Source organism: Bacteroides graminisolvens, from assembly GCF_963666085.1.
Taxonomy (GTDB): Bacteria; Bacteroidota; Bacteroidia; order Bacteroidales; family Bacteroidaceae; genus Bacteroides; species Bacteroides graminisolvens.
In genome coordinates this window covers 315,060-327,212 of sequence record NZ_OY762556.1, presented here as the reverse complement: position 1 = coordinate 327,212, position 12,153 = coordinate 315,060, and the positions used below count along the sequence as shown (strand labels likewise).

The window sequence follows — 12,153 nt, the reverse complement described above, 5'->3', positions numbered from 1 at the left end:
AGGAAAAGAATAACATTTCCACATAAAAAATCAATAAATCCCATTGCCGTTTCGTTAAGAAACGTATCTTTGTGTTCGATAACGGGTCTTTATTAGCCTTTGTCGCCTATTAATAACTATAAAAAATACAAAAGTCTATGAATCGAAAAACACTTGCCAGAAAGGCAATTGCGTCTCTGTTTATGAGTATGCTATGTTTGCTTTCTTATGCACAAACCCGACAAGTTACGGGATTGGTCACTGATGCTAATGGTGAACCGATGATTGGAGTGAATGTTACTGTGGTTGGAACAACCAACGGAACAATAACCGATATCGATGGAAACTATTCACTATCCGTAGCATCTAATGCTAAACTTCAATTTTCTTTTATTGGCTATCTGAGCAAAACAGTTGAAGTTGGTACCCAAAAACAAATCAATGTTAAGTTGGTGGAAGATGCCAAGAACCTCGATGAAGTGGTGGTAATTGGTTATGGTACAGTAAAAAGAAGAGATTTAACAGGTGCGGTAGCATCTGTCTCGGGTGAGAAACTGGCTGCAAATCCGGTTTCTAATGTGGCGCAGGCACTACAAGGTCAGCTGCCGGGTGTGTCTGTGACATCTCAGGATGGTCGTCCGGGAGCTACCATGTCTATTCGTGTACGTGGAGGTGGCTCTATAACTCAAAGCAATGATCCTTTGTTTATTGTTGATGGTGTTCAAGTGAGTGGCATTGATGATATTCCAGCCGATAACATTGAAAGTATTGATGTGTTGAAAGATGCTGCTTCAACAGCTATTTATGGTGCACGCGGTGCAAATGGTGTTATTTTGGTAACTACTAAAGCGGGTAAAGAAGGAAAGGTTTCTGTTAATTACAACATGTATTACCAGATGAAAGAGAAACCCGAAACATTGGATGTGCTGAATGCTTATGATTATGTTTATTCAACTTGGGCTTACGGAACCGCTTACGGTGGTACTTATGGTGATAATATTGCCAAATATTTTGGACTGGGATCCAAATATGGAAATCATTTAAATGAATATAAAGGTGTTGCTTCTCATAATTATGTTAACGATATTATGCGTAGTGCCGCCGCTTGGAACCATGACCTTTCTTTGAGTGGAGGTAACGATAAGACCAAGTATTATGCCTCTGTTAACTATACGGATGAAGAAGGTGCTCGTATTAATACAGGATTTAGTCGTTGGAGCGGTAGCTTTAAAATAGATCAGAAGATTAATAAATCATTGAGTTTTGATGCTGACTTGCGTTATACTGAAACCGAATATTTAGGAACCAAATATGATGTGTCTACTTCTGCTTATAAATACCGCCCGGTAGATAATCCGTTGGGTGATGCTGAACTTACAACTGCATTTGGTAATGGTAGCTCTTATGTCGAATTAGGAAGAGATCCTGTTTCTGTTATTAATAATTATGATAACAATAGCAAGATGCAACGTATCCGTGCTAAAGGTGGATTAACGTGGAATGTAATAAAAGGCTTGACTGCCAAATCAGAATTGTCACTTAGCCGTCACTGGCAAGAAACAAAAAAATGGGATGGCGGTTTGGAGGCTGGTTACAACACGGCGGAACTGACTAATAAAAATGGTTATGCTATACGTTGGGCTACAACCTTGAACTATGAGGTGCAAGGTTTGGGAGCTGACAATAATCTGTCGTTCATGGTTGGTAACGAAGTGCTCTCTTCTAAAACTAACGAAAGTTATATCTCCGGATCCGGATATCCTGATGGTTTTACCAAGGAAGATGCATTCGGTATGATTAATATGACAACTCCTAGTTTGGGAAAAGATGAATTTGGGTCAACAATCGGTACTCCTAATCACACTCAATCATGGTTTGGACGTGGTAATTATTCATACAAAGGACGCTATTTGTTAACAGCTACATTTCGTGCCGATGGTTCAAGTAAATTTGCACCCAATCATCATTGGGGATACTTTCCTGCAGCAGCTGTAGCATGGCGTATATCTGACGAACCGTTCATGGAAGCACAGAAGGAATGGTTGGATAATTTAAAATTACGTATGTCTTATGGATCAACGGGTGCTGATAATATCGATGCGCTTTTGTGGAAAGAAACCTGGACAACAGAATTAATCAAGGTAGACGGTGAATCAGTAACAATCTATAAACCGGGCTCAATGAAAGGCAATCCTGACTTGAAGTGGGAAACAACGATATCGCGCAACATTGGTTTAGACTTTGGTTTCTTTAATAGCCGCATTCGTGGTAGTTTAGATTTCTATTGGAATACAACAAAAGATCTATTAATGAAAGTTCCTGTAGACTCTTCTACCGGATATAGCTATCAATTCCAAAATGTAGGTCAAACGTCTAATAAAGGTGTTGAATTAGCATTGGGTACCGACTTGGTTCGTTCGAAAGATTTCAATTTATCAGTGAATTTGACTTATAACTTTAATAAAAATAACATTGATGATTTAGACGAAAACACACTTGCAGATACTAATACTGGATGGGGATCTTCTATGCGTTTACCTCAATATGACTACATCATTCGTAAAGGACAACCGGTGGGTCTGATTCAGGGATTCAAGTCTGACGGATTCTATACTGTTGACGATTTTGATTATGCTAATGGTGTGTATACTTTAAAACAAGGAGTTCCCGACATTAAGAATGTGGTTAATTACCCCACAGGCATGTCAGGTTTTAAACGCGCCGACGGTCAGCTTGCATTTCCCGGTATGTTGAAGCTCAAGGATGTTGACGGTAGTGAGACAGTTGACTTAGGTGATGCAACTGTAATAGGTAAAACATTGCCCGAGCATACCGGAGGTTTTAATTTTACAGGTAACTATCGTAACTTCGACTTCTCTCTTGGATTTACTTATCAGATTGGTGGAGATGTGTATAACGCTAATGCTATGCACAGCATGATGGGAGATAAAGATAATGCTTTGGGAGCTAATCGTTTGAATATTGTGAAAGATTGCTATAAAGTATATGATGTTGATAGCAATGGCGATTTATTCTTGGTAACTGAACCTAATGCATTGAATACTTTGAATCAGAATGCCAAATATGCTCTTAATTATTCAGAGTACGGTATTACGGTTTCTGAATTTGTGGAAGACGCTTCTTATTTACGCTTACAGACTTTAACTTTGGGGTATACTTTACCTAAGACTTGGACCAAGAAAGCCGGTATGCAACGTGTACGTCTTTATTTTACAGGGAGCAATCTTTTCTGTTTGACTGGCTATTCTGGTCTTGATCCGGATGTCAATACTGACACTGATGGTGTAAACGGATTCCCAACACCTAACTATGATTATCAAGCATATCCTAAAACTCGGTCGTATACATTCGGCGTTAACGTATCATTCTAATATTAAAGGAGGAAAACAATATGAAAAAATATAAGTTATTAATTGTTGCCGTAGGCCTTGTTACTACCACAGCATGTAGCGATTATCTGGATACAAGTTCTCCATCGGTGGTGGATGCTGACTTTGTATTCTCTAATACAAGAACAGCTCGCGCAGCTATGGATGGCGCCTATGAAGCCTGGCGCGATTGTGCACAGAATCAAGTGTTTGGTGACGGATTATATTACGCTGCAGATGCGGCAGGTTCAGACATAGAGCGTCACCCCGAATCATTTACTAACCAACCTGGTCGTCATTATCCCGAAACTTTCTATCAAAATGGAACTTATGCATCGCAATATACACTAACTTCTTATAACAAGGATGATGCTACCGGTCCGTATAATAAAATGTATAGCGTTGTAGGAAAAGCAAATGCTATTATAACGGCTATGGAAAATGCCAGTAACTTTGCCGATATCACTGGTACTGGTCAGCCGTCGGAGTTAGGACAATTATATGGTGAGGCCATTGCCTTGAGGGCCACTATGTATCGCGAACTGATCAGGTATTATGGTGATGTGCCTTATCAGGCTGCTTTTGGTGCACCTGCTAAAGGATTGGCTCCACGTGATTCAATCTATGACAAAGTGTTGGAAGACCTTATTCGCGTAGAGCCTTTAATGTATCGTGTGGGTGAAGCTCCTGGATTTAAAGCTGCTAGTAAGAACTATTTCTCACGTACTTATGTACAAGGCTTGATTGGGCGTATAGCGCTTGAAGCCGGTGGATATCACACAAGACGTACAGATCTTGGGGCGTCTTTCTACAAAGATGGTAAAGGCAATGTACTTACTTTCGAGAACAAGGGAACAGAAAATAATAATGCTGTTTATGGCAGACGCAGTGACTGGCAAAGTCTATACACTACAGCGAAAGACTACTTTAAGAAGGTATTGGATAACTCTGGTTCTGCACGTCTTGTGCTAACAGATCCGCGTTCGGCTGAAAAGGGACGTGTCTATGACAATCCTTATCAGTACTTCTTTCAACAGATGATGATGGATGATGCGGTTTATGCAGATGAATCAATTTATGAATATCCTATGCAGCGGAGTGGAGGTAACGATGCACGATCTTACTCAATGGGCCGTCCTTCCAGTGGAGGTAGCAAGCAAGCTTATCCTTGCAAGGCTTACGGACAAGCGCGTATCAATCCTGCTTATTATTATGGGGTGTTCGATCCTCAGGACAAACGTCGCGACGTGAGTGTTGTACTAACCGGTTCAACAGGTAAAGGTGTAGAAAAACTTATTTCCTTTAAACCGAATTCAAAAGCTGATGGTGGTGGCCCGAGTCTTAATAAATGGGATGAGAATCGTCAAGTGAGTCCGTGGACAGCTGAGCAACGTAAGTCGGGTATTAATGGTCCATACATGCGTATTGCCGAAATCTATTTAGGATATGCTGAAGCATGTGCTGCATTAGGTGATCAGGTGACAGCTAAGCAATATTTAGCAACTATCCGTGAACGTTCCTTCCCTGCCGGTAAAGCAAATACAGATGCTTTCATCACATCACAGGGAGGTCTGCTGAGAGCGATTATTGAAGAACGTGGTTTCGAGTTTGCAGGTGAAGGAGACCGTCGCTGGACACTGATCCGTTCGGGATTCTTACCTGAAGCAATTAAACGCATTAAGGATCTTACCAATGAAATGATTGAAGGTTTGAAAACCAATGGATACTATCGCTTTAACAATGGAAATATTATTTCTGATTACGTGTGGACGAAGTTGGTCGACGCAAAAACAGAATATGGTTTCCGGCTTACAGCACAATGTCCTGAAGGGAAAGAAACTGATCCGGTACTTTATCCGGGATGGCGTGGACAAAATGATAATTGGGAAGGTCTTGGTTTGACTGGTAACAATGGTAAAACCAACCTTGCCATCAAGGGACTCTTTGAGAATATCATCCCGGGTAGTGATGAAGCCAAAGCGCTCGAAGCTGCAGGCTATCAGAAAACGAATTGGGGAGCAGATTTGAGGGGCGCTGCAGATGAGTACAATAAGTATTTATTCTACGATTATGATTATAAGAAAGCGCCTATTTATTTATGGCCGTTTACTCCTAATATTTTATCAACGGGCGGATTTACCAACGGTTATGGATTTAAGCAAGAGTAAGTAGTGAGGATATAAAAAGAGGAAGGGGATAATCGAAGTACTATCCTCTTCCTTTTTTATTTTCACACACTTTACCACATGAACCCCTTCAAAGCACTGATTTAATCTTATACTTCATGAAGCCAAAACATAATATACTTAGTATACTGCTGTTTCTAGCATGCATATTATTCTCTTTTACACTTTATGCTCAGTCGGGAAGAATTTCTATAGATCTTTCGGGAAGAGGTTGGAAACTTTGGTACGACAAAGAGGCCAATTGGAAGAGTGAATCTCTAGTTATGCCACCGCTTGATGTCAGAACGTTGCCTATAGTTATTCCTTCTTCAGGATGGAATATCTTTTCTACTAATGATGCGCTTGAAGTAAAGGTTCCTGGTACTGCCGAAGAATATTTGCAGACCATCTCGGGGCCGGAGGGCGATATTCACGGGGTCAGTTGGTGGAGCAGAATGATTCAGATTCCCTCTTTTAATAAGGGAATGAAGGTTTATTTGAAGTTTGAATCTATCCGCTCGCGTGCGGAAATCTTCATTAACAGGCAGCTGGTCGATTATCAGATTGTAGATAATACGCCATTTGAGGTTGACATAACTCCTTATGTACAGAAAGGCACTACGGCAGAATTAGCTGTTAGAATTACCGATGCCGGCGGCAATTATGATTGGAGAGACGGCGCTTTGATTACGTGGGGCGATAAAACACTCCCCCCTGGACATGCTTTTGGCGGAATAACTGGTAAGGTGTGTATGGAAGTACGTCCGGCTGTTCATGTTGCCGATATTTACATGCAAAACACACCTGAAGTAACTACGGTGAATGCTATTGTTAGCATAGACAATCAATTAAACAGGGTAGACAAAAGAGATGTGCTTTTCACGATATATGAGTGGAATAATCCATCGCAAATTTTGTTTAAAAAGAAATTAAAGTCAGTTGATTTATCGTCTGGCCTCAACAATGTCAAGCTTTCAATTGCGGCTCCTGCAGCTAAATTATGGGATATAGATCAACCTAATTTATATGTATGTAAGGTCGAATTATTAGGGAATAAAAATCATCGTGATGTAGCTGAACAACGTTTTGGCTTCCGATGGTTTGAGGTATCAGGTATCGGACAAAATGCAGTTTTTCGTCTGAATGGCAAACGAATTGTTTTGCGCTCGGCTATTAGTTGGGGATTTTGGCCGGTTAATGGAATTTACCCATCCGATGAGTTGGCCGAGCGACAAATTCGCATAGCTAAGGAACTGGGTTTAAATATGCTGAACTTTCATCGCTTTATTGGTTCTACCAATATTTTAAATTATGCCGATGAGCTAGGTCTTTTGTATTTCGAAGAGCCTGGTGGATTTCGTGTGAAAGCGGGTAATGATTTTCTGAACAAGAATCTGCATGAGAAAGTGATGCGAATGGTCAGGCGTGACCGCAGTCATCCTAGTTTAGTCATTTATAATATGATGAATGAATCGGGAAATGCATCTCCTGAGCAGTTAGCGATTGAAATAAATACGATGAAGGATGTCCATAAAATGGATCCTTCACGATACGTTCTTCGCACTTCGGCTTGGGCTAAAGGCTATGATATAGATGATCAGGCCAAAATCCATATTCGGCCAAATGATACGACTGTTTATTGGAATGGTTGGTACGACTATCATCATGCGGGCGGTCCGGCTGTTTGGAATGAAGCATTGTATAAAAGTCCGGCAAATTATTATAACAATACTACAAATGCTAAAGAAATAGTGTTTTTTGGTGAGGAAGGTGCTCTGTCGGCCCCACCCAGACTGGCCAAGAACAAGGAGGAACTCGACAAAATGGAATACAAAGGATGGGATGGACGCGAATATCTGCGCTGGTATGATGAGTTCGACCGCTTTATCGACAACAAAGGTTTGAGGCAGGTATATCCGTCGGTCGATTCATTGACTGTAGCCATGGGGACTGTCTCTTTTGAACACCAAGGACGAAAAATCGAATTGGCTCGCATAAACAATTATACGGATGCTTATGTGGTGAATGGCTGGGAGTCAGAGTTGATAGAGAACTATTCGGGTATAGTCGATTGTTTTCGTTACCCCAAATCAAACCCTAGTATTATAGCGAGGTATAATAAACCTCTTTACGTAGCTGTGAAACCGAGGCAACAAATCGTAAAGGCAGGTGAAACAGTGGTCACCGATTTTTATTTGATTAACGAGAATGACGTGAAAGGCCATTTTGTTTTATCTATCAATCTTCAAAGTGTGGCTGGAGGAGTATGTACTGAAACGAACCGGCAAGTGAAAGTGATTGGTGGAGAAACGTATGGTCAGTTAATAGCCGATAGTGTTTGTTTGAAACTCCCCTCGGTGGGAGGCCTGTGCCGAATATCTGCCAGACTACTCAACGAAGATGGTACGTCGGTAACTACTGGTTATGATGAGGTATTGGTAGTTGATCTTTCAACGAATAAATTAGAAGGGAAGGGATCCGTATGGGAAGATGGAACCGCTATGGCTTCATTCTTAAAAGGACGAACAGCACAGCCGGTAGAAAAATATTGTGATGATTTGGGTAAGCTCGACTGGGTGCTTGTTACCCGCCCTCCCAGAAAAGAACAGTTAACTATGATTCCCTCAGAATCTTTGCGCACTCCACAAGGTGAACACGGTCTGGAGGCTGTTTATTATATGGATATGGATTTTCAACAAGAAGTTCACCGAGAGACTTCTAAAGTGGTTAACCTGAGTGCTATTGAAGGAGCTACTCCCAATCCATCGGTTCCTACTATTGCCGGATATGGTATTGTGTGGAAAGGCAAGGTGATACCTCCCGTTAGTGGAGAATATACTTTTCATGTTCAAAGTAATGACCGAAGTATCATCGAACTGCTGGTCAACGGCCAGGTGGTTTATGAAGTATTGGCCAATAAAACTCATTTGGGCAATGGCAAAGTACATTTAAATGCATCGGACGAAGCAACGATTGAAGTTCGATTCAAACATCCTCGAAGTAATGCCAGATGCCGATTGGAATGGGCTGTTCCCAACAACAATTTACCCAATCCGCAGCGTTTGCTTGAACGAGCTCAAAATGACGGAACGCGTATTTTTATATTAGAAAATACCGAGGAATGGACGGAGTATATTGCTAGGAATAGCCGCGCTGTGTTTAAAGACAAATTTTTTGTCGGAACCAATTGGCTGGGAGGGGTGATGTTTAATAAATCACACCCGGTTTTCAATGAACTTCCGGCGGACGGAGCATTGAACTGGCCTTATCAGGCATTGATTCACACAGGAGTTGAACGCATGGGAATTGTGATGGAGGGAGAAGAACTCTTGGTCGGCGCTTACCATACTTATCCCATGGCTTTAGGAACTTCTATGGGAATAATCCCTGTGGGCAAAGGAAAGGTGCTTTTTTCTACATTAGATATTTATGGTAATATTGTGAATCCATCTTCAGCCGGTTTGGTCGCTCAAAAGTTAGTTTGTAATATGATTGATTTCAAAAGTCCTTCTTTGGATGGATTCAGCGATGGCATTCACCATTGGAATCTTGAGCACAAGGAGAGAACCTATCAACGTTTTACACCGGATCAGGTACACGAGATAGCCTCGAATCTGATGGCTTATCAGAATAAAGACGGTGGCTGGCCTAAAAACATAGATTGGCTGGGTGTGTTAAATACCGACTCGGTTTATCAGAAACTAAAAGAATCATATAAACGAAGTACACTCGATAATCGTAACACTTTTCCGCAAATAGAGTATCTGGCCGATGCTTATTGTTTGTATCGTAAACCGGCGTACAAAGAGGCTGCCCTGAAAGGACTCTTTTATTTGCTGAATACACAGAATGAAAACGGTGGCTGGCGAGGTTGGGATGTAGATGCGATCACGTTTAATGATGATGTGACAACGGGAGCGTTGGAGTTGTTTCGTAATATAGTGCAGGGTGATAAAAGCTTTGCCTGGCTTAATGATTCCGTGCGCAACCAGATTCATGCTGCTTTTGAAAGAGGTTTGAAGATGGTGCTCGACTGTCAGGTAAGTCAGCAGGGGGTGAAGACGGCATGGGCACAACAACATGACAATATAACCCTACAACCGGTCAAGGCCCGTACTTTTGAACTGCCGGCCATAACAGCGAACGAGAGTTGCGAGATACTTCTTTTCCTCATGGGAATTAAGAACCCATCGCCAGAAGTAGTTGAGGCTATTCATTGCGGAGTGAAATGGCTTCGCCAAGTTCAGATCAAGGATGTCAAGTTGAAGCGTGTTCCTTTGACACCTGACCAGATCATTAACCATGAATATCCGTATGATTTAGTTGTGGTGAAAGATTTAAAAGCGGAACCTATTTGGGCTCGCTTTTACGAAGTGACGAATAATAAACCGTTTATGTGTACACGTTCCGGAAAGAAGGTATGGCGTTTGGCCGATGTCGATCCGGAACGACGTACCGGATACGACTGGTATGGATATTGGCCAAAAAAAGTTTTTGAAGCGTATGCAAAGTTTATTTCCCGATAAAATCGGCACGCATAGGACTGAAGCAATCAATCAGTATACCTGCTTCGAGGCATTTACATCCGTGTTCCACATCGGGGGCAATGTAAATGCCATCACCTGCTTCAACAACACGCGTCTCACCATCTACGGTAAATTCAAATTTACCACTTGCCACATAAGTTGTCTGCGTATGGTAGTGGGCATGTGCGTAACCTTTTGCTCCTTGGGTAAACTGAACCTTGACAAGCATCACTTGGCCATCGTACCCCATAATCTGCCGTGTTACACCTTCACCGGCAGGCTCCCATTCTTTGTTACTTTCAAAAATAAACTTCTCGCTACATGTTTTCATAAATTCAATATTTTGATTATTTCTTTTGTAATTATATAGTTCAAATATACACATTTAATTCTAATACCAACAACACAATGATGAGAAACCTACCCCTGAAATTGACTTCGTGTCTGGCTTGTTTGTTTCTTGCAATCTTTACACAGCCGGCACATGCTTCCAAAAATGAACAGCAAGTTTTGGAAGTGATGAAAACAGCCACCCGATTCATGATGGAAACTGTTAGTTACAATGGAGGATTTGTTTGGAGTTATCTGCCCGACCTATCTAGAAGTTGGGGCGAATTGGAAGCAAAACGCACCATGGTCTGGATACAACCTCCCGGAACACCTACAGTTGGACATCTGCTTCTGGATGCCTACCACGCTACCGGTGATGAATACTACTATGAGGCTGCACAAAAAGTGGCCAGCGCTCTGATTTGGGGACAACTACCCTGTGGCGGATGGAACTACGTTTTTGATTTTGCCGGAGAGAATTCATTGAAGCAATGGTATGCTACGATTGGCAAAAACGCTTGGCGATTGGAAGAGTTTCAGCATTATTACGGGAATGCAACCTTTGATGATTCGGGTACTATGCAGGCGGCCAAATTCTTACTTCGCATGTATGTCGAGAAAGACGATCCGGTTTATCGATACCCTTTGGAAAAAGTTATCCATTTTGTTTTGCAGAGTCAATATCCTTCGGGAGGGTGGCCGCAAAGATTCCCATTGATGCACGATCACCCATTTAGAGGGAAGAAAGATTATTCGTCATTTATAACCTTGAATGATGATGTAACTCCCGAGAACATTGAATTTCTGATTCAATGTTATCAGGCAATTGGCTTACAAAACGTGAAAGAACCCATTTACAGGGCAATGAATCAGCTTATTGTACTGCAACAGGGTGCTCCTTATGCCGGCTGGGCCGATCAATACTACGTAGAAGACATGAAACCTGCACATGCACGCTCTTACGAACCCAGAAGTATCAATGCCGGAACCACGGTTCGTGCCATTCATTTATTAATGGATTATTATCGGCTGACGGGTGAAACCAAGTTCTTGGCAGGCATACCGGCTGCTATTCAGTATTTGGAATCGATGGAACTACCTGCAGAAGAAGCACGGAAGTACGGTTATACCGGAAACGGCCGTCAAGGAATACTGGTTCCCCGCTTTGTTGATCCCGATACCGGCAAACCTCTTTATGTACACAGGGTAGGAAGCAATGTAGCAAACGGTCATTATTATACGGATCAGAATATCACCAATACGATTGCTCATTACAGTTCGGGTGCTTTTATTGATATAGCATCTTTAAAATCGGCTTACAACGAGATACGGACAAAGCCGGTGGAAGAGTTAATAAAAGACTCTCCGCTCCTGAGCACCGAACAAGTTCCATTACCCCGGTTTTATACGCGTATATTTTCTCGGGGCGGTGATAAGGGAGGAGATGTGATGCAAGTTGTGCGTTCACTGACAAAAGAAGGATACTGGCTTACTCCACTACAACAAATTTCCAACCCTTATAAAGAATGTCTGGACATGGAGCCGAGCAAGGAAACGAAGTATGCATCCACTTTTGTAGGCGACGAATTTGATACATCTTGTTATACGAGTGAAGAGCCCGTTATGGGCATATCAACAGCTGTCTATGTGTCAAATATGATGAAGTGCATCCAATTCCTCGAAAGCAAGAAGAATAAATAACAAGATATTAATTTTTCCACTTGTTACACCTGTTTTTGCACTTCTAACCGGATGTTTCTTTGT

General features: G+C 41.8%; 5 protein-coding genes. 4 read left to right on the top strand and 1 reads right to left on the bottom strand.

Features of this window, described 5'->3' with window-relative positions; genetic code table 11:
- Positions 1-137: 137 nt before the first annotated feature.
- The 3 genes from ACKPCE_RS01410 (at position 138) to pelA (ending at position 10,059) form a co-directional block, all read left to right on the top strand.
- Positions 138-3,371, top strand: a complete 3,234-nt coding sequence (locus ACKPCE_RS01410; protein ID WP_319503933.1) for a SusC/RagA family TonB-linked outer membrane protein — start codon at positions 138-140, stop codon at positions 3,369-3,371.
- 20 nt (positions 3,372-3,391) lie between these two features.
- Positions 3,392-5,536 (top strand): RagB/SusD family nutrient uptake outer membrane protein, encoded by a 2,145-nt coding sequence (locus ACKPCE_RS01405; protein WP_319503932.1) that lies wholly within the window; start codon positions 3,392-3,394, stop codon positions 5,534-5,536.
- A gap of 116 nt (positions 5,537-5,652) precedes the next feature.
- Positions 5,653-10,059: a pectate lyase gene (gene pelA, locus ACKPCE_RS01400; RefSeq protein WP_319503931.1), complete on the top strand. Its 4,407-nt coding sequence runs from the start codon at positions 5,653-5,655 to the stop codon at positions 10,057-10,059.
- On the opposite strand, the gene ACKPCE_RS01395 is transcribed toward pelA, so the two are convergent.
- A complete protein-coding gene (locus ACKPCE_RS01395; protein ID WP_319503930.1) occupies positions 10,046-10,390 on the bottom strand; it encodes a cupin domain-containing protein in 345 nt (114 codons plus the stop codon). The genes pelA and ACKPCE_RS01395 overlap by 14 nt on opposite strands.
- Before the next feature lie 77 nt (positions 10,391-10,467).
- Between ACKPCE_RS01395 and ACKPCE_RS01390 the strand changes: the two genes are divergently transcribed.
- Positions 10,468-12,090: a pectate lyase gene (locus tag ACKPCE_RS01390; RefSeq protein WP_319503929.1), complete on the top strand. Its 1,623-nt coding sequence runs from the start codon at positions 10,468-10,470 to the stop codon at positions 12,088-12,090.
- Positions 12,091-12,153 lie beyond the last annotated feature (63 nt).